The sequence below is a fragment of the Sulfurovum sp. TSL6 genome, from assembly GCF_019972115.1.
Taxonomy (GTDB): domain Bacteria; phylum Campylobacterota; class Campylobacteria; order Campylobacterales; family Sulfurovaceae; genus Sulfurovum.
This window is the reverse complement of record NZ_BPFJ01000003.1, coordinates 94,014-112,461: the sequence shown is the minus strand read 5'-3', so window position 1 is coordinate 112,461 and position 18,448 is coordinate 94,014. Positions and strand designations below refer to the sequence as shown.

General features: G+C 41.8%; 17 protein-coding genes. 14 read left to right on the top strand and 3 right to left on the bottom strand.

Annotation, left to right across the window (positions count from 1 at the left end):
* The first annotated feature begins 117 nt into the window (after window positions 1–117).
* A complete protein-coding gene (thpR, locus tag LDM93_RS09475) occupies window positions 118–618 on the top strand; it encodes an RNA 2',3'-cyclic phosphodiesterase (protein ID WP_223892163.1) in 501 nt (166 codons plus the stop codon).
* On the opposite strand, the gene purN is transcribed toward thpR, so the two are convergent.
* Window positions 615–1,172, bottom strand: coding sequence for a phosphoribosylglycinamide formyltransferase (purN, locus tag LDM93_RS09470; protein WP_223892162.1), 558 nt, complete (start codon window positions 1,170–1,172; stop codon window positions 615–617). The two genes, thpR and purN, sit on opposite strands and share 4 nt — an antisense overlap.
* A 55-nt stretch (window positions 1,173–1,227) precedes the next feature.
* Window positions 1,228–2,646 (bottom strand): NAD(P)H-hydrate dehydratase, encoded by a 1,419-nt coding sequence (locus LDM93_RS09465; protein WP_223892161.1) that lies wholly within the window; start codon window positions 2,644–2,646, stop codon window positions 1,228–1,230.
* Window positions 2,647–2,777: 131 nt separating this feature from the next.
* On the opposite strand from LDM93_RS09465, the gene rpsU reads away from it, so the two are divergent.
* The 6 genes from rpsU (at window position 2,778) to LDM93_RS09435 (ending at window position 8,431) form a co-directional block, all read left to right on the top strand.
* Window positions 2,778–2,990: a 30S ribosomal protein S21 gene (rpsU, locus tag LDM93_RS09460; RefSeq protein WP_223892160.1), complete on the top strand. Its 213-nt coding sequence runs from the start codon at window positions 2,778–2,780 to the stop codon at window positions 2,988–2,990.
* A 135-nt stretch (window positions 2,991–3,125) separates the two neighbouring features.
* Window positions 3,126–4,289: a formate-dependent phosphoribosylglycinamide formyltransferase gene (gene purT / locus LDM93_RS09455; RefSeq protein ID WP_223892159.1), complete on the top strand. Its 1,164-nt coding sequence runs from the start codon at window positions 3,126–3,128 to the stop codon at window positions 4,287–4,289.
* Between the two features lie 11 nt (window positions 4,290–4,300).
* On the top strand, window positions 4,301–5,164 hold the full coding sequence (locus LDM93_RS09450) for a glutaredoxin domain-containing protein (protein WP_223892158.1): 864 nt from the start codon (window positions 4,301–4,303) through the stop codon (window positions 5,162–5,164).
* Between the two features lie 8 nt (window positions 5,165–5,172).
* Window positions 5,173–6,108 (top strand): D-2-hydroxyacid dehydrogenase, encoded by a 936-nt coding sequence (locus tag LDM93_RS09445; RefSeq protein ID WP_223892157.1) that lies wholly within the window; start codon window positions 5,173–5,175, stop codon window positions 6,106–6,108.
* A complete protein-coding gene (locus LDM93_RS09440; RefSeq protein WP_223892156.1) occupies window positions 6,105–7,709 on the top strand; it encodes an FAD-dependent oxidoreductase in 1,605 nt (534 codons plus the stop codon). The genes LDM93_RS09445 and LDM93_RS09440 overlap by 4 nt, the downstream gene beginning before the upstream one ends.
* Window positions 7,700–8,431, top strand: coding sequence for a succinate dehydrogenase/fumarate reductase iron-sulfur subunit (locus LDM93_RS09435; protein WP_223892155.1), 732 nt, complete (start codon window positions 7,700–7,702; stop codon window positions 8,429–8,431). The genes LDM93_RS09440 and LDM93_RS09435 overlap by 10 nt, the downstream gene beginning before the upstream one ends.
* On the opposite strand, the gene leuC is transcribed toward LDM93_RS09435, so the two are convergent.
* Window positions 8,428–9,708: a 3-isopropylmalate dehydratase large subunit gene (gene leuC, locus LDM93_RS09430; RefSeq protein ID WP_223892154.1), complete on the bottom strand. Its 1,281-nt coding sequence runs from the start codon at window positions 9,706–9,708 to the stop codon at window positions 8,428–8,430. The two genes, LDM93_RS09435 and leuC, sit on opposite strands and share 4 nt — an antisense overlap.
* A 104-nt stretch (window positions 9,709–9,812) precedes the next feature.
* Between leuC and LDM93_RS09425 the strand changes: the two genes are divergently transcribed.
* From LDM93_RS09425 to LDM93_RS09395, 7 genes are all read left to right on the top strand, one after another.
* Window positions 9,813–11,156, top strand: coding sequence for an NFACT RNA binding domain-containing protein (locus LDM93_RS09425; RefSeq protein WP_223892153.1), 1,344 nt, complete (start codon window positions 9,813–9,815; stop codon window positions 11,154–11,156).
* A gap of 58 nt (window positions 11,157–11,214) precedes the next feature.
* Window positions 11,215–11,973: a phosphatidate cytidylyltransferase gene (locus tag LDM93_RS09420; protein WP_223892152.1), complete on the top strand. Its 759-nt coding sequence runs from the start codon at window positions 11,215–11,217 to the stop codon at window positions 11,971–11,973.
* 12 nt (window positions 11,974–11,985) lie between these two features.
* Complete coding sequence (gene dxr, locus LDM93_RS09415) at window positions 11,986–13,056, top strand: 1-deoxy-D-xylulose-5-phosphate reductoisomerase (RefSeq protein ID WP_223892502.1); 1,071 nt, start codon at window positions 11,986–11,988, stop codon at window positions 13,054–13,056.
* Entirely contained in the window at window positions 13,040–13,597 is a 558-nt protein-coding gene (locus LDM93_RS09410) for an alpha/beta hydrolase (protein ID WP_223892151.1), read from the top strand. Before dxr ends, LDM93_RS09410 begins: the two co-directional genes overlap by 17 nt.
* Window positions 13,594–14,607 carry a tRNA (adenosine(37)-N6)-threonylcarbamoyltransferase complex transferase subunit TsaD gene (gene tsaD / locus LDM93_RS09405; protein ID WP_223892150.1) on the top strand — a complete coding sequence of 338 codons (1,014 nt, stop codon included), beginning with the start codon at window positions 13,594–13,596 and terminating at the stop codon, window positions 14,605–14,607. Before LDM93_RS09410 ends, tsaD begins: the two co-directional genes overlap by 4 nt.
* Before the next feature lie 92 nt (window positions 14,608–14,699).
* A complete protein-coding gene (gyrB, locus tag LDM93_RS09400) occupies window positions 14,700–17,015 on the top strand; it encodes a DNA topoisomerase (ATP-hydrolyzing) subunit B (protein ID WP_223892149.1) in 2,316 nt (771 codons plus the stop codon).
* Window positions 17,015–18,442: an EAL domain-containing protein gene (locus LDM93_RS09395; protein WP_223892148.1), complete on the top strand. Its 1,428-nt coding sequence runs from the start codon at window positions 17,015–17,017 to the stop codon at window positions 18,440–18,442. The genes gyrB and LDM93_RS09395 overlap by 1 nt, the downstream gene beginning before the upstream one ends.
* The last annotated feature ends 6 nt before the right edge of the window (window positions 18,443–18,448 follow it).

Below are 18,448 nucleotides of genomic sequence, written 5' to 3'. Positions count from 1 at the left end.
CACTATCTGCTTTTTGCTCATCAATCAGCCCATATCTTGAAAAGATCACCTGACATTTAAGAAAAAAGTGAAAAAGTATGTCAAAATATCATAGTTGATTATGAAAAAAGGACCACCATGAGACTCTTCATCGCATCGCCTGTCATTCTGGAGGACTATGCTTCCATACAAGAAGATTTTAAAGGTATTATCGAAGGGAAATGGGTAGAAGAGCAAAATCTGCATCTGACCTGGGTATTTCTCGGTGATGTGGAGGAGGTAAAACCTATCCTTGATAAACTCCAAGGGATATCTGCCTTGGAACATCAGGTCCCTATACAAGCATTAGGGTATTTCGGACGGCCGCCTAGAGTCTTTTTTTCTAAGTCTAAAGCCATAGAACTCTATAACAAAGCAAAAGAATTCAAACATGCAGGCTTTGATCTCTATCGTTTCAAACCGCACATTACGTTTTGCCGTATCAAAGCCATACATGATTACAAAGCCTACAAAGAGAAACTCAAAACCTATCGTGAAAGATCTTTAGGAGTGATCCTCCCTGAAATAACGATTTATGAGAGTACCCTATCCTCTGAAGGGGCACAATACAGTCACAGATATACCATCAAAAAAATTTAATCCAGGACTTTTCTAATGGCTTCTACCAGGGCTACTTTTTCAATACTCCGTATTTTTTTATCATAGTCTTCAAAACTCAAGCCCTCTTTGGCGATCTCTTTTTGCAAGATCACCTCTCCTCCATCAAGTTCAGAAGTGACATAATGCACAGATGCACCGCCATGGGTATGTTCATCTTCATAACTTTTCTCTATAGCCTTAAGCCCTTTGTGTCTTGGCAGCAAAGAGGGATGCAGGTTGATACTTTTGATCTGCTCTGTAAAGACAGGGGTCAAGATACGCATAAAGCCTGCAAGTACGGTAAGATCGGGATTGTACTTTTGTAGGCATTTTACCACTGCAGCATCAAAAGCTTCTCTACTCTCATACGCTTTTGAATCTATGATCTCAAGAGGGATAGATGCTTCTTTAGCTATGTTTATTCCCTGAGCATTGGGATTATTTGTCAAGGCAACGACAACTTCAAATCCTTTATGGTGTAAAGTGTTGACAATATACGCGAAATTGCTTCCTTTACCGCTAAAAAGTACTGCTAATTTTTTACGATTTGCCATTCAATGCTTCCCTGCCTTGTTTTGTCATACTTAATTATCGTCGCATTGTAGCGTTTTAGCCCTTAACCGTACACTCTAATTTCCCTACTTCTTCTACAAGGTCCGTAGACAACATCGCATAAGAAGAACCCTCATATTGATGCGCAGCGATCACCAAGGCCAAAGAAGCTTGAATGGCTGCATCAATGGCAGTATACCCTTGTGCAAGCAGTGCAACAATGAGACCCGAAAGCACATCGCCGCTCCCCCCTTTGCTGAGTTTGGAACATCCCAAAGGGTTGATGTAGAGTCTCTCTTCTTGCATGATAAGGGTATTTGCCCCTTTAAGCAGAAGTGTAATATGCGGATATCTGGCATTAAACTTTCGTACCATCTCAAAACGTCTGTTTTGTACTTGTGTCACAGTCAATTGTTCCCCTGTCAGGGTTTTCCAAAGTACGACAAACTCTTTGGGATGAGGGGTGATAACAACTTCTCTGTCTTTCTGTTCCAGAACACTCAAGATCTCTTCATTATAGAAACTGTCTGCATCTAGTACAATAGGCAGGTGGCTCTTAACCACATACTTCTGTAAAAATTCACTCTCAAAGTGACATCCAAGTCCCATACCTATGGCCATGGCCGATGCATTGTCAGGCACAACCGTTGAGTGCATCAGATAAGGAGGAGGGGTGATCCTTTCATGTACGACTAAGGTCGTAAGCCCTGCACCAAATGTCGCTGCAGCCATTCCTGAGATAATACCTGCGCCCTCCTTTTCTCCGCAAAATACAGCTGCATGTCCGAAGATACCTTTATGTGTAGACTGTTCTGTTCTGCTAGGAAGTTTCAGATCAGATTTTTCGAGTAGACAGGTTTGACTCTCTCCTTCATAGAAAAGTGAACTTACGCCAAGATCAATACGCAGAACTTCACCTACTACATCTTTACATGCATCTAAAAACAACGCTTCTTTATAGGCTCCCATGGTCAAGGTCACATCTGCATGAAATGCCATTGGCATGAGTATGCCTTTCTCTCCTACCCCTGTAGGGATGTCACAAGCGATCTTATGCGCTTTTAGTGCATTGAGCTGATGCAGTAGATGTTCTGTATCTTCATCTAGGTTTCGATTGAGGCCTGCACCAAAAAGTGCATCCACCACTACATCAGCCTGGCTTATTTGATCAACTATTTTTAGCCCTAAAAGCGTGGCACGTTCAAACTGTATTTTTGCCATCGACGAATGCAGAGGAAAAGGAAGATAGAGTTTGACGTCGTAATCTCCATGAAGCTGACGTCCCAATGCAATACCGTCTGCACCATTGTTCCCCGTCCCTGCCACGATCAATACAGAAGTGCCTTTGGGAAAATGCGTACGTATATAGTCTGCCATACCGGCAGCTGCATGCTCCATGAGTATGTCTTCACTCAGCCCATAAGATTCATAACACCTTTTATCTAGTGCATAACAATTTTCAAATACTTTTTGCATCTTGACTCCTTCTACTACTTCTATGACTTTCATTTTATCACAAATTAATACTAACTCGATATAATCCCATTCATATTTATCTATTTTGGTCCAGAACCAGGAAATCTTGATAAGGAAGGGGGTGCTTTTCGATGCCAGGAATTATGTTATCACAACGTGACTCTTTTGATGATGCTTACAGAAAATTCAAAAGACAATGCGACAGAAATCTTATCGTGACAGAAGCTAGAGCTAGACAACACCACGAAACTGAGACTGAAAAGAGAAAAAAAGAGAAAATTGCAACGCGCAAGAAAATCCTTAAAAAACTCTTCATGCTTAGAAGATACGAGTCTAGACTGTAATATTACAGCAGTAGGGCATTTGCCCTACGACTCATCTCACTTTTTTACTTAAACTACTACAAATTTTCCTTTAACTCATTACATATTATTTAACTTTTCGCTAGAATAATCTATTATTTTTTCGAAGGTTTTCTTATGACATTTACGACCACATTACAAAAAGACGCTATTAAGATCATGCTCCTGGGTTCAGGTGAACTTGGTAAAGAAGTTGCTATGGAAGCCCAACGGCTCGGGATAGAGGTCATCGCAGTAGATAAATATGAAAATGCCCCTGCACACCTTGTAGCCAACCGCTCTTATGCCATAGACATGCAAGACAAAGAAGCCGTACTCGCACTAATAGAAAAAGAGCAGCCTAGTTTTATCTTGCCTGAAGTGGAAGCGATCAGCATTGCAGCCCTTTTTGAAGCAGAAGCCAAAGGTTTTCATGTGATCCCAAATGCCGAAGCGGTCAACAAAACAATGAACCGTAAGAATATCCGTGTTTTTGCCGCTGAAGAGCTGGGACTCAAAACAAGCGGGTATGAATTTGTTACTACGCTTGAAGGGCTTAAAGAAGCCAGTAACCGCATAGGTTTCCCTTGTGTCATCAAACCGGTCATGAGTTCATCGGGTCATGGTCAAAGTATCGCAAGAACAGCAGATGATATAGAAAATTCATGGGAGATCGCGAAAGAAGCACGTGGAGATGCCTCGGAGCTTATCGTAGAAGAGTTTGTCCCTTTTGACTATGAGATCACTCTTTTGACCGTGCGTAATGAAACAGGAACCACCTTTTGTGAACCTATCGGACATGTCCAGAAAGATGGAGATTTCATCCTCTCATGGCAGCCGATGCAAATGACACCTGAAGCACTCAAAAAAGCACAGGAGATCGCAAAAGCAGTGACTGATGGTCTAGGTGGCCGCGGTATCTTTGGTGTGGAATTCTTTGTGAAAGATGATGAAGTCTACTTCTCTGAACTCAGTCCGCGTCCTCACGACACAGGAATGGTCACACTGATCACACAAAGCCAAAGTGAGTTTGCTCTGCATGTAAGAGCTGTGCTTGGACTGCCTCTTGACTTTACCTTCTACGGTTCTGGTGCCTGTGGTGCCTACAAAGCTAAAAATGAAAGCCACACCCCTATACTTGAAGTACCCGACACTGCCTTTACAAAAGACAGTTTTGTAAGAGTCTTTGGAAAACCCGAATCACATGTAGGCCGTCGTATGGCAGTGAGTCTGGTACTGGATGAAGTGGAAGAAGCAAAAAGAAGAGCCACTCAGATCGTAGAGAATATTTCTGATCATTAACAGGAGAACATATGCGTTTTTTTTCTAGGGTCTTTTTACCCTTCTTACTCTTTGTGTATATTGCCACTGAGACCTATTTAAGATTACAGCATACTTCACTTTGTGGAGAAGTAGGTTGCGCACTTGCTGGAGAGCTCCTGAGATTTGACCATATTTATCTCAATTATTTTGGTTTGGCCGGCGTACTCTCTTTGATCATCTCTGGCTACCTTTCACTCAAAAGCCGTTGGTTTGAAACACTCTTTTTCACTATGCTTTACGCCGGTATAGCTTTTGAAACAACTATTATTGGCTACCAGTTCATTGCCAACCCTGAACCCTGTCTCTTCTGTCTGAGTGTCTTCTCCTCTTTGCTGGTCATTGCACTCTTTAGTCAAATGAAGTACTTTGCTGTGGTTCTGGCTACCGTACTTTCCATTTTTTTAGGGTTGAATACCCTGACCATACCCCAAAACAGATCTTTTGTGACTGCTCCTGGTTTGTACCTCATACAATCAGAGACATGCTCCCATTGTAAAAAAGTGAAAAAATATTTTGCAGAACATCAGATAGCCTATACACCGATCTCCGCAAAAGAGATCAATGCCAGAGGATTTTTGAAATTTGTGGATATAAGCACCATCCCTGTACTCATTATCAAAGAATCCTCAAGTATGACCATTTTAAAGGGTGATAGAAAGATCATTGCACATTTTGATGCACAGAGGAAAGAAGAAGTGCTTAAAGATGTAACAGAGTCTACCTTGGTACAAAGCAGTGCATTGGAACTCTCTTCAGATTTCCTGGGTACCGGGGGAGATGCAGGGTGTACACTTACCATTACAGAAACACCTTCCTGTGAAGAGACGAACGCTACACCCATACCTCAACACTAAGGCAAATTATGAATATCGTATTACTTGACGCTAAAACACTGGGTGATGACCTAGACCTCACTGTACTTGAATCTTTTGGAACACTGAGCGTGTACAAGACCACTTCACCCGAAGAGACCCTCGAACGCATCCAGAGTGCAGACATTATTATCACCAATAAAGTGGTCATCACCGCAACTATGATGGAAGCAATACCTACACTGAAACTCATTTGCATCGCTGCTACAGGCATGAACAATGTAGACCTGGAGGCTGCCAGATCCAAAGAGATAGAAGTCAAAAATGTTGCAGGGTACTCAACAAAAAGTGTGGTACAGCATACGTTTGCCATGGCACTTTACCTCCTGGAAAAAATGGCCTATTATGATAAAGTAGTGAAAGATGGATCATGGAGTCAATCAGGGCTTTTTACCGATGTTACTCAGCCCTTTTATGAAATATCAGGGAAAAAATGGGGCATTATCGGTTTTGGCACCATAGGCCAAGAGGTTGCCAAAGTTGCAACAGCATTCGGAGCCGAAGTGAGTTACCACTCGACCAGCGGGAAAAATCTTCATCATACCTACCCGCATCAAAGTTTGGAAGTATTGCTCAAAGAGTGTGACATCATTTCTATTCACGCACCGCTCAATGAAAATACCTATAACCTCATCAATGAAAGCAACCTCTCTTTTATCAAAGAGAATGCAATACTTTTAAACCTCGGACGGGGAGGTATCATCAATGAGACAGATCTGGCCGTTGAACTTGACAGACGTACATTGTATGCGGGGCTGGATGTACTCGAGAAAGAACCGCTTACACCCGATAACAGTCTTCATGAAGTCAAACATCAAGAAAGACTCCTGATCACGCCACACATAGCCTGGGCAAGTATCGAAGCGAGAAAAAAGCTTCTTGAAGGTATTGTAAAAAATATTCAAGTATTTATGGAGAGCATATGATAGATGTACTGATCATCGGTTCAGGTGGTGCTGGACTCACAGCGGCACTTGCAGCAAAAAATGCCGGAGCTTCCGTCACCGTAGCAGGTAAAGCCTACCCTACCAATTCGCAAACCTCTATGGCACAGGGAGGCATGAACGCTGCCCTTGGCAATGTAGGCGAGGACCATGTAAGTTCGCACATCGCAGATACCATCAAGTCGGCACATGGACTTTGTGATGAAGAAATGGTACAACAGATGTGTGAAGATGCTCCTGGGACCATCGCATGGTTAGAACGTTTGGGTGTCCCTTTTTCAAGGCTTGACAATGAAAAATCCGGTACACAAACCATAGCCCAACGTCAAATGGGCGGGGCATCTGCGAAACGTGCATGTTATGCCCAGGATTATACCGGACTCAAGATACTCCATACCCTTTATGACACCTGTTTAAAAGAAAAGATACACTTTTTGGATGAATATTATCTTCTGAATCTCATTACAGAAGAGGGAACAGTAAAAGGTGCCACCTTTTTAGATATACGTACAGGCAAGGTCAAGCAGATCAATGCAAAATCTGTTATCATGGCCACAGGTGGATATGGTGCACTCTATCATGGATTTACAACCAATGCCTACGGCTCTACCGGTGATGGTATAGCGGCAGTACTGCGTGCAGGTGGAGCAGTCTCTGATATGGAGTTCATCCAGTTCCATCCAACGGCACTTAAACACTCTTGTATTCTCGTCTCTGAATCTGCCAGAGGGGAAGGCGGGTATTTGGTCAATGAAAAGGGAGAGCGTTTTGTCGATGAGCTCAAACCACGTGATGAAGTCGCCCGTGCTATCTTTAGCCAGATCAAAGAGGGACAGCGTGTCTTTTTGGATGTACGTCATTTAGGAGAAGCAAAACTCATGGAACTTCTCCCGCAAGAGGTGGAACTCTGCAAATTGCATGAACATGTTGACCCTGCAACAGAGCTTATCCCGATCAAACCTGTCGCTCACTATTCCATGGGAGGAATAGACGTAGATACCGCCCTGGAAGTCAATGGGATCAAAGGCTGCTTTGCCGTGGGTGAATGTTCCAATGCCAAAGTCCATGGTGCCAACCGTCTTGGAGGAAATTCCCTGCTTGAAATTACCACTTTTGGAAAAGTTGCAGGAGAAAATGCCTATAAATATGCTGTTTCTGTTAGTAGCAAAGCTGCAGATGATACACAACAGCAAAAAGATGCTGGAGAGATAGAAGCACTTTTATCACAAAAAGAGACTGCTAATTTTTATCCCTACAGAGAGAAGCTGGGGAATCTTTTTTATGATAAAGTCGGTATCGTCAGAGAAAATGACCAGCTCAATGAAGCACTAAATGAAATAACTATGATGCAAGAGACAAAAAAAGAGATGGGCATTTCAGACAAAAGCCCAACTAATAACCAGAACCTCATTGACTTTTTAGAGTTTCAAAATGCCCTGCTTCTGGCACCCACCATCATCTCTGCAGCCATTGCCAGAGACGAAAGCCGTGGAGCCCACTACAAAGTGGGGTTTGAACATGAAGATGAAGCACTGAAAAAACATAGGGTACTCCAGTGGAAAAAGGAAGAGACATGCAAATAAAAATTCTTCGCTCTGAAACCAATACCCATCAACTCTATACTCTACCTGCGGGAGAGATTCCTCTTTTGAATGCCTTGAGCTACATTAAAGAGACGCAAGATGCCACACTTACCTTTTCAGCTGGCTGTCGTGCTTCGGTTTGCGGTACGTGCGCAGTACGTGTAAATGGAAGAGAAGAGCTTGCCTGTGCCTATAAAGTAAAATCCGGGGATATCATAGAGCCACTTCAGTATCATCCTGTACTGCGTGATCTTAAAGTAGATAAACACAAAGCCAAAGAGACACTCTTAACAAGTACTGCATGGCTGCATAGTACACAAGAGGCTTCACTCACACCGAGTGATGAAAGACTCTCTGAAACACAGACAGACTGCATACTCTGTGACTCATGCTACTCAGCCTGCCCTGTCTATGCAGTCAATCCTGATTTTCTTGGACCTTTTGCGCTGACACGTGCCTATCGTTACAGTGCTGACAAAAGAGAAGGTGATATGAAAAATATCATAGATAACATTCAGAGTAATGGTGTGTGGGATTGTACCTTATGCGGAGAGTGTACAGCTGTGTGTCCTAAAGGTATCGATCCGAAAATGGATATCACCATGTTAAGAGGACTCTCTGTACAGGAAGGATACAATGATCCCTCTTTTGCGACACAGAGTTTTGGCACGCCAGATTTTGGCGGTGGAGGATTTGGGTTCGACCCCAATGCAGGATTTTAGAGATCTCTAGGGTCTACGATCTTTCCGGCTATTGCTGAAGCAGCTGCCACAGCTGAGTTCGCCAAGTAGATCTCAGATGTTCTGGCACCCATACGACCTACGAAGTTACGGTTTGTTGTAGCAACACAACGCTCACCGTCTCCGAGTATACCCATGTATCCACCCAAACATGCACCACAAGTAGGGTTCGAGACCACGGCACCTGCTTCGATCAAAATATCCATCAAACCTTCATGCTGTGCTTGAAGAAGTATCTTCTGTGTGGCTGGCGTTACGATCATACGCGTATGGCGTGCGACTCTTTTGCCTTTCACAATTTCTGCTGCAACACGTAGATCCTCGATACGTCCATTCGTACAAGATCCGATCATTACCTGGTCTACTTTGAGATCATCTGCAACCGCTTGTTCTATAGGCTTTCCGTTTGATGGCAAGAAAGGATACGCGACCACCGGCGAAAGTGCTCCGGTATCTATCGTGATCACTTGACAATACTCGGCATCTGCATCAGAAACATGGATCTTAGGTTCAGCTCTTAATCCGCCATTGATCTCTTTTCTCTCTTCAAGGTACGCCAATGTGATATCATCCACTGCGAAGATACCGTTTTTAGCTCCCGCCTCGATCACCATATTTGCAATAGAGAATCTGTCTGCCATACCAAGGTGTTGGATCGCTTCACCTGTAAATTCGATCGCTTTGTACAATGCACCGTCCACACCTATCTGACGGATCAGTTCAAGAATGATATCTTTACCGTAGATATGTTCACCCGGCGTACCTGTCAATTCCACTTTGATCGTCTCAGGTACTTTAAACCAGTTCCCACCCGTGATCATCCCGAATGAAAGGTCTGTACTTCCCATACCTGTTGAAAATGCACCAAGGGCACCATGTGTACAAGTGTGGCTATCCGCACCGATGATCACATCACCAGGGACCACAAGTCCTTTTTCCGGGAGTAAAGCATGCTCGATACCCATATCTTTTTCATCAAAAAAATATTTCAGATCATGTTTATAGGCAAAATCCCTAGAGATCTTTGCCTGGTTTGCCGATGCAATATCTTTTGCCGGAATATAGTGATCCATTACGATACAAAAATTATCTGGTCTAGCCAATTTCTCTGCACCTGACTCTTCAAATGCTCTAATGGAGATAGGCGTCGTAATGTCATTTCCAATGATCATATCGATATCTACTCTAACGATCTCCCCTGCATGCACTTCACGCCCTGCATGTTCTGAGAAGATCTTTTCTGTCATAGTTTGTCCCATAGGTTATCCTTAGTTCTACATTAGATAATGTATATAATATTACGCGAATTATAGCGAAAAAAAATTATGCTAGAATTTCACTACAATTATGAAGAAAGACTCAAATGAAATTATATGAACTCAAAGCCATTGCCAAACGTCTTAATGACTTCTCTTTTATCAGTCGTGCCAGACGCGTTGAAGACAATACTTTAGAGTTGGTATTTGACAAATCGGACAGCTACTTTTTCAATATGACACGAGGGCACAGTTTCATCTATAAAGCTCCATCACAAAGACCGATTCAAAGTTATAATGCACCTTTTGACACCCTGCTCCATACACTCTTGTCTGCAAGTAAGATCATCTCTGTGGATGTACCGAATGATGACCGGATCTTACGTTTGACACTCGCACCCAAAAGTTCTTATAAGGACAAGATCATCTGTCTGCAGTTGGAATTTACAGGTAAGAATACCAATGCCATACTCATTGATGACAACGAAGTCATCATAGAAGCACTCAGACATATCGATGCGGACAGCTCATTTCGTGTCATCCGTCCAGGCGTACAACTCCTTGCGATACCTCCTTTTACACGGACAGAAGAGAGCAAAGAGATCATAGATATAGATGCTTACCTTGAAGAGAAATATACTCAGATACAGGCTAAAAAACTTTTAGAGCTAAAAAAACAGAAACTCGCTCTTACCGATAAAAAGATCCAAAAACTGAATCAACTTTTGGAAAAACTTCCTGATGAAGTACAACTGAACGAGGAAGTGCAGAAGTATAAAGAATATGCCCACCTCATCCTGGCAAATCTCTATCAGATAAAACCCTATGACACGAAACTTAAAACCTATGATTTTGAAGGCAATGAAATCACCATAAAATTGCCCAAAGATACGAAGGTCAACCGTATGAGTGATTACTTTTTCAACCTATCCAAACGGGCTAAAAATAAAGCCAAGAACGTTCACATAGAAAAAGAAAACCTGCAAAGTAAAAAAGCTTTCTATGAAAATATATACTATGCGCTTGAACAAGCCAATGAGCCTTATGAACTGGAACTTCTTGTGCCCAAACGCGGAAAGTCTCAACGTAAAAAAGAACGTCTGAAGGAAGGAGAACTCTTCTGGATAGAAGACTATAAAGTGCTTGTCGGACGTAACAGCAACGAAAACCAAAAACTCCTGGAAATGGCAAAAGCCAACGACCTTTGGATGCATATACGTGATATGCCATCAAGCCATGTCATCATCAGAACCGATAAACAAAACCTGCCCGACTCCGTACTCAAAGCTGCCGCAAAGCTCTGTGTAGATTTTTCTGTCAAAAACCCCGGAGATTATGAAGTCGATTACACAAAGCGTAAATTTGTCAAAGTACAAGAAGGTTCCAATGTACTTTACAACAAATATGACACTATTTCTGTCACGAAGGAAGGCGTTGAAATTAGAGTCTAGTACCCTCTAATCCAAAGCGTGCTATAATATTCTTCATTTAAAAAACGAGGGTATCGCCATGACAAAAATATTTAAAGATTATCAAGAACGATGGCTTACGGGCATTGCACTATTAGCACTTGTTGGATTTATCGGTTGGGTGGATAACTTTTTTGTTATGTGGGCTTTTTTAGGTCTCATCTATATGTTTGCCTTTTATGAAGCGATGAAACTTTTCAAACTTACCGGTCCTGCTATGTATGTGTGGGCTGTCGTTCTGTGGATAGTGGCCTATTTTTACCCTAACCCGGATGATCTGTTCTTCTTTATGGCAGTCATATTTGCTTCTTCTCTTGCCTATTTTCATAATTTTGACAAAAGATTGCTTCTCCCTTTCCTTTACCCGGTCAGTGGAATACTCTTCTTTCTTATCCTCTACCAGGATTTTGGTATCGCGTCTATGTTTTGGCTTCTTGTCACCGTAGCACTCACGGATGTCGGTGCATTTTTTACAGGGAAAACCATAGGTAAAACAAAATTTTCAGATACTTCTCCAAATAAAACACTCGAAGGTGTTTTTGGCGGTATTATCATAGCAACTCTTGCAGGTAGTTTTGCCGGACTTTATGTCGTTGAGTGGTGGATCGCGATCATTGTCACACTTTTGACCTCTGTAGCTTCAGTATTTGGAGATCTTTTTGAGTCTTATCTTAAACGTGAAGCAGGGGTAAAAGACTCTGGAGACCTGCTCCCCGGACATGGTGGTATCTTAGACAGAATAGACGGTTATCTCTTTGCTGCGGTTATCATGGTTATTGCACTGAGATCTTTACTCTAATTCATGTCAAGTATCGTTTTACTCGGTTCTACCGGCTCTATAGGTGTCAATACCCTCATCATCGCAGAACGCTATAACATTTCCATAGAAGCGCTTGTCGCAGGCAACAATATTGACCTGCTTAATGAACAGATCAAAAAGCACCAACCCAAAGTGGTTGCCATTGCCAACGAAGCAGACAGAGCAAAAGTGAATCATTCCAAGGTACTCTGTGGGACAAAAGGTATTTTGGAGCTTATAGAAATGTCTCATAGTGATACGGTTGTCAATGCACTCGTAGGTTATGCCGGTCTTGCACCTACACTCAAAGCTACCAGCCTTGGTAAAAGAGTTGCATTGGCAAATAAAGAGTCTCTGGTGGTTGCCGGAGAATTCATAGACATGTCACGCATCACCCCTATAGACTCTGAGCATTTTGGACTATGGTATCTTATGAATGAACGGCCTGTCTCTAAACTCTATATCACTGCAAGCGGTGGTGCATTCAGAGACTGGGAACTGGGCAAAATGAAAGATGCTACGTTTTCAGATGCACTCAAACACCCTAACTGGTCCATGGGGAACAAGATCACCATCGATTCAGCCACTATGACCAATAAACTCTTTGAGCTTTTAGAGGCAAAATGGCTCTTTGATACGAACAAGGTTGATGCACTGATAGAAAAAAAATCGATCATCCATGCACTCGCAGAATTCACAGATGGTTCTACCACTGCACACTTTGCAGGGGTGGATATGAAACTCCCAATTGCCTTTGCATTGAGAGGAGAAGTGGAAGAAGCTATATTACCTCCCACAGATCTTCTGAGTATGGGCAGTTTGGAATTTTTACCTATTGAAGCAGCACGTTACCCTATCTGGAATATCAAAGAACACATCTTGGAACATCCTCATCTTGGTGTAGTGGTCAATGCTGCAAACGAAGAAGCCATTCAAGCGTTTCAAGATGAGAAATGTTCTTTCTTTGGTATGAGTGACATGGTTTTAGATGCCTATCAAAAATTTGAAGAGGTAAAAGCATCGAACATAGATGAAATTATCCAAATCGATCAAGAGGTCAGAACCTATGTCACGCAAAGATAAAGTACTCATCCTGCATGGTTGGGGTGGAAGTGATGCACCACACTGGCAAGCAGAACTGGCTGCAGCTATCGCCAAAGAGTACGGGACAGTCTCCTTTCCTCTGCTTGACAACTGTCACTTCCCCAGTAAGAACAGGTGGGTCAAGCAGCTTAAAGAGATACTTGAAGATTTCAAACCGGATACTATCGTCTGCCACTCTCTGGCCAATACCCTGTGGTTTTGGCTCTGCCAAGAACAAGACTTTATGCAAAAAATACCTGAGATAAAAAGGCTTTTTATGGTCTCTCCGCCAAGCCTTGGCACGGAAATAGATACTATTAAAACCTTTTTCCCTTGCAAGATGCCAGAAAACCTCTATGCCAAAGAGATACAGATGATCGTTTCAGACAATGACCCATACATTCAGGTAGAAGAAGCCAAAAGCATGGCACAACAGTATGATATTCCTGTAACTGTTATCCAAGATGCGGGCCATATCAATGCAGACAGTGGCTACGGGGAATGGGCCCTTATAGAAAAACTTGTATTGGACAGATCATGATCTTAAGTATTGAATCAAGCTGTGATGACAGCTCTATAGCCATCACCGAAATAGCCACAAAAAAAGTGCTTTATCATAAAAAGATCTCCCAGGAGGCACAACACTCGTGTTACGGTGGCGTAGTCCCTGAACTTGCATCAAGACTACACGCTGTTGCACTCCCGGAGATACTCAAAGAGACCCAACCCTACCTTGAAAAACTCAAAGCCATAGCCGTCACCAATCAACCCGGACTGGGAGTCACCCTGCTTGAAGGCATTGCTATGGCAAAAACCTTAAGTACTCTGCTTGAGTTACCTCTTATCCCCGTGCATCATCTTAAAGGGCATATTTACTCACTTTTTATAGAAAAGGAAGCAACCCTGCCCCTTCTGGTACTTCTCATCTCAGGAGGGCATACACAAGTCATCAGAGTCAAGAGTTTTGAACATATGGAGATCCTTGCTACGAGTATGGACGATTCTGTCGGTGAGAGTTTTGACAAATGTGCCAAAATGATGGGCTTAGGCTATCCTGGAGGACCCCTGATAGAAGCACTTGCACTTAAAGGAGATGAAAACCGTTTCGACCTTCCTGTACCGTTACGTAACTCTCCTCTCATCGCCTTTTCTCTCTCAGGGCTTAAAAATGCAGTCAGACTTCAAGTAGAAGCACTTGGTGGCAGTGAAGGAATGAGTGAACAGGACCGTGCTGATCTCTCTGCATCCTTTCAAAAAGCAGTCAAACTTCACCTGCTTCAAAAAAGCAAAAAGATCTTTGCCAAAGAGAAGATCAAAGACTTTGCTATCGTAGGTGGAGCATCCGCAAATAAATACCTGCGAAATGCGTACCAAAACCTTTGTGATGAGTTTGGGAAAACGATGCATGTTGCACCACTTGAATACTGCTCAGATAATGCTGCTATGATAGGGAGATATGCACTGGAAGCCTATGCAAGAAACCTCTTCATCGACCCCAATGAAATAGATATTATAAGCAACAAAAAACAACAAAATGGAATGCTCCTTTAATTGTCACTTTAATCCCCCTTTTATAGCTGGATATCTAAGCTAGTTTTAGCTAAAATATATACACTTATACCCCCACAAAATGGAGTCTCAACATGGCAGAATATGGTGCTAGTAATATTAAAGTTCTTAAAGGACTAGAAGCGGTAAGAAAAAGACCTGGTATGTACATTGGTGATACCTCTACCAAAGGTCTTCACCACCTTGTATACGAAGTCGTAGATAACTCTATCGATGAAGCGATGGCAGGATTTTGTGATACCATCAAAATCACACTTACCAAAGAGGGCTCTGCGATTATTGAAGATAATGGTCGTGGTATCCCGGTCAAAGAACACCCTACTGAAAAAATATCTGCAGCGACAGTTGTACTGACCGTACTTCATGCCGGTGGTAAATTTGACAAAGACACCTATAAAGTTTCAGGTGGACTACATGGTGTAGGTGTCTCTGTTGTAAATGCCCTCTCCAAAGACTTGAAGCTAACTATTTTCAAAGATGGTGAGATCCATGAGCAATCCTTTAAAGAAGGTATCCCGCAAGCGGTGCTTGAAACAACAGGAACAACAAGAAAACATGGTACCAAAGTAGAGTTCTGGCCAGATGACACTATCTTTAAAGATAGTGTCACTTTCCAAAAAGAGATCTTGATGAAAAGATTCAAAGAACTCTGTTACCTGAATCCAAAGATCACTATTGAATTTAAAGATGAACGTGATGGTACAAAAGAAATGTATCATTTTGAAGGCGGTATCAAGCAATTCGTTGAAGATATGAATACGAAGACACCTCTTACCACTGCACAGTTTTTTCAAGGTAAAGCAGATGATATCGAAATAGATATCGCACTCATGTATTGTGATGCAGACTCTGAAAAATCACTCTCTTTTGTAAACAACATTAAAACAGCTGAGGGCGGTACACACGAAGCAGGTTTTAGAGCGGGTCTTACACGTTCTATGGCAAGTTATATCGCCAAAAATGCCAACGCAAAAGAAAAAGGCGTTAAAATTACAGGGGATGACTGTAAAGAAGGTCTTATATGTATCGTTTCCGTGCGTGTACCTGAACCACAGTTTGAGGGACAGACAAAAGGAAAACTAGGTTCTTCTTATGTTCGTCCTTTGGTACAAAAATTCTTCTCTGAACACTTCAATAAATACCTTGAAGAGACACCTTTAGAAGCAAAAGCCATCATGGCACAGATACTTCTTGCAGCCAGAGGTAGAGATGCAGCGAAACGTGCAAAAGACTTGGTGAAACGTAAAGACTCTATGAGTATCGGGACACTTCCTGGTAAACTTGCAGACTGTCAAAGCAAAGACCCTGAAATCTCTGAGATCTACCTGGTGGAAGGGGACTCTGCTGGTGGTTCTGCTAAACAGGGACGTGATAGAGTTTTCCAAGCGATCCTGCCACTCAAAGGTAAGATCCTTAACGTAGAGAAAGCACGTTTGGAAAAGATCCTCAAATCCGACGAGATCAAAAATATGATCACGGCACTTGGCTGTGGTATCGGTGAAGAGTTTGATGAAGAGAAATTAAGATACCACAAGATCATCATTATGACCGATGCCGATGTAGATGGTTCCCACATTCAAACACTGCTTATGACCTTCTTCTTTAGATTCTTGAAACCTGTCATTGAAAAAGGATATCTTTATCTTGCGCAGCCACCGCTTTACCGTTACAAAAAAGGTAAAAATGAAACCTATCTTAAAGATGAAAAAGCACTCAATGATTATCTGATAGAAAACGGTATCTCTGCTATTGAAAGTACGACTATGGGACAGGCTGACTTGGTTGATCTCTTTAAGCTCGTAGCCTACTACCGTATGACACTGAAAGAGATAGAAAAACGTTTTGCATTGCCTGAAGTACTTCGTTATATGATCGAAAATCCTGATGTGATAGGCACAGATAATAAAGAGCTTGCAAAAACGATAGAAGCATACATTGCCGAACTTGGATATAACATCCTCAACAAAACCATTACAGAAGATACGATACACCTCTTTGTACAAACAAACGATGGACTGGAGGAACTCATCGTAGATGAAATACTCTTTACGAACCCTCATTATAATGAGGCAATCCATATCCATCAAAAGATCAATGAGCATATCACAGATGAATTTAAAGACCAGGACCTTCTTACGCTCTTTGCAGAAGTTGAAAGTTCAGCAAAAAAAGGTGCGTATATCCAACGTTACAAAGGTTTGGGTGAGATGAACCCTGAACAACTTTGGGAAACAACCATGACACCGGAAAACAGAAGACTGTTACAGGTTACTATAGAAGACGATGAAAGTGCCAGTGATACATTTACACTCTTCATGGGTGACGAAGTAGAACCTAGAAGAAACTACATTGAAAGTCATGCAAAAGATGTAAAACACTTGGATGTTTAATGCTCTACTCACAAAAAGAAGAAAGAGGACGACGTTTTAGCCTGGCTCTACGAGCGGGGTTACCCATACTCATTCTCGTTTTTCTTGTTTTTTACACGACCATTGATCATGCCAGCACACTTACCATCAGTCTGAAAGATGGTGTACTGCTTGCCGCCATTACTTTTATTGCTATCTATTATATTTATTTTTTAATGAATCTAGGTGTACAAGAAACTCTCTTAGATGAAACTACTCAGGGATTTAATAAAAGAACATTTGTCAAAAAACTAAAAGCGTATAAACCAAAATCTTTGGCATGCTTGAGTATAGAGAACCTTCCCTTATTAAGCGAAAATTACAGCAGTGACCAAATTGATAATCTCCTCTATACCATTTCTAGAAAATTGCATCTCATATTTAAACAAAATGGTTTGGACAAGGTGCTTATAGGCCGGGAACGCGGTTCAGAATTTTTGATCGCACTCAATGATGACTATACACATATAGAAACTATTTTGGAAACACTGATAGAAGAGAACGGTCGCATCAACGATATTGACGTAGAGTTTAAATTTGCGATCATCACCAATCCCAATGGAGATTTCAAAAAAGCGATACTACAACTTCGAGATATCCTCGCAAGCCAAGCAGAAGATGACAGTCAAGAGGAATCTACCCCTAAGATAAAAGATGCCCAAGAACTTTCAAGCATAGAAAAAGATGTGATCGCTACGATCCAAAAGAAAAAACTACTTTTATCTTTCAGACCTCTGTTGAACACATCTAACCATACGATAGATACATATGAAATTTCAGTCAAGCTGAAATCAGAAACCCATCAAGATATTTTACCTCGTGTATTTTTGCCCATCATTAACCGCTTAGGCCTAGGAAGAGAATATGACTTCACATTGATCAAACATGTGATAGAGCTCTTGCCTCTTGTGGATGAGACTATTTCATTTACCTTTAATATATCTCCATTTTCCCTCAGAGACAGTACTTTTCAGGCAAAACTTTTTGCCTACTTAGAGGAAAAACAGGTGGACCCGTCTCGTCTCATTATCCAGCTCTATGAACGTAAAACACACCATGATCTTAGCGGATACCTCAAAACCCTCAAGAGTTTCAGATCTCATGGGTTACGGATCTGCATCGATAATTTTGGTTCTTCCAATGCGTCTATGGAGTATATGAAACATTTTAAATTTGACATGATACAGTTTGATAGAAGTTATGTGACAAACTTAGAAGATGAAACAACGTATGCTATGCTACACTCTTTAATTAATATGGCTAAAGAATTAAATGTACAGACTGTTGCAAAGTGGGTAGACAATGAAGAGCAAGAGAACAAACTAAAAGCGCTTGGGATTAACTACATACAAGGATTTGGTGTAAGTAAATCCATCAATGAAGAGACACTGATCAATAGATACAACTAAAGGAAA

What these genes read in the sequence shown, in the direction of transcription:
- thpR (WP_223892163.1), top strand. Translation starts at nt 118, where the DNA reads ATGAGACTCTTCATCGCATCGCCTGTCATTCTGGAGGACTATGCTTCC.
- purN (WP_223892162.1), bottom strand. Translation starts at nt 1,172, where the DNA reads ATGGCAAATCGTAAAAAATTAGCAGTACTTTTTAGCGGTAAAGGAAGC.
- LDM93_RS09465 (WP_223892161.1), bottom strand. Translation starts at nt 2,646, where the DNA reads ATGCAAAAAGTATTTGAAAATTGTTATGCACTAGATAAAAGGTGTTAT.
- rpsU (WP_223892160.1), top strand. Translation starts at nt 2,778, where the DNA reads ATGCCAGGAATTATGTTATCACAACGTGACTCTTTTGATGATGCTTAC.
- purT (WP_223892159.1), top strand. Translation starts at nt 3,126, where the DNA reads ATGACATTTACGACCACATTACAAAAAGACGCTATTAAGATCATGCTC.
- LDM93_RS09450 (WP_223892158.1), top strand. Translation starts at nt 4,301, where the DNA reads ATGCGTTTTTTTTCTAGGGTCTTTTTACCCTTCTTACTCTTTGTGTAT.
- LDM93_RS09445 (WP_223892157.1), top strand. Translation starts at nt 5,173, where the DNA reads ATGAATATCGTATTACTTGACGCTAAAACACTGGGTGATGACCTAGAC.
- LDM93_RS09440 (WP_223892156.1), top strand. Translation starts at nt 6,105, where the DNA reads ATGATAGATGTACTGATCATCGGTTCAGGTGGTGCTGGACTCACAGCG.
- LDM93_RS09435 (WP_223892155.1), top strand. Translation starts at nt 7,700, where the DNA reads ATGCAAATAAAAATTCTTCGCTCTGAAACCAATACCCATCAACTCTAT.
- leuC (WP_223892154.1), bottom strand. Translation starts at nt 9,708, where the DNA reads ATGGGACAAACTATGACAGAAAAGATCTTCTCAGAACATGCAGGGCGT.
- LDM93_RS09425 (WP_223892153.1), top strand. Translation starts at nt 9,813, where the DNA reads ATGAAATTATATGAACTCAAAGCCATTGCCAAACGTCTTAATGACTTC.
- LDM93_RS09420 (WP_223892152.1), top strand. Translation starts at nt 11,215, where the DNA reads ATGACAAAAATATTTAAAGATTATCAAGAACGATGGCTTACGGGCATT.
- LDM93_RS09410 (WP_223892151.1), top strand. Translation starts at nt 13,040, where the DNA reads ATGTCACGCAAAGATAAAGTACTCATCCTGCATGGTTGGGGTGGAAGT.
- tsaD (WP_223892150.1), top strand. Translation starts at nt 13,594, where the DNA reads ATGATCTTAAGTATTGAATCAAGCTGTGATGACAGCTCTATAGCCATC.
- gyrB (WP_223892149.1), top strand. Translation starts at nt 14,700, where the DNA reads ATGGCAGAATATGGTGCTAGTAATATTAAAGTTCTTAAAGGACTAGAA.
- LDM93_RS09395 (WP_223892148.1), top strand. Translation starts at nt 17,015, where the DNA reads ATGCTCTACTCACAAAAAGAAGAAAGAGGACGACGTTTTAGCCTGGCT.